At 30.3% G+C, this 267-nt stretch carries 1 protein-coding gene; it reads right to left on the bottom strand.

Annotation, left to right across the window (positions count from 1 at the left end):
- Positions 1 to 267: hypothetical protein (locus tag SB764_RS40905; protein ID WP_410866886.1), on the bottom strand; the 267-nt coding region annotated here is incomplete at both ends.

The raw sequence follows: 267 nt of genomic DNA, 5'->3' as shown, positions 1-267 counted from the left end.
AATACTTCAGATAATACCCTTCAACTCTTTTATAAATATTTTTAAATGTTATATTCTTACCTTTGAGAAGTTTCTCTTCTAATAAAATATTTAAGTCATAGAATGAATATGAACGATCCTCATAAACTAAAATTGGCTCATTAACCGGATGAAAATACCAATTGGTTTCAAACCTCCAAGCAGCTTCAGGACAAAGCCTATGCAGATCTTCACCAATAAAGTATAATACAGGTACTATAAGTTTCTTCCTATCCTCTTCGTATAAAG

The organism is Paraburkholderia sp. SIMBA_027, assembly GCF_046535315.1.
Taxonomy (GTDB): Bacteria; Pseudomonadota; Gammaproteobacteria; order Burkholderiales; family Burkholderiaceae; genus Paraburkholderia; species Paraburkholderia tropica.
This window is presented reverse-complemented; position numbering and strand designations above follow the sequence as displayed.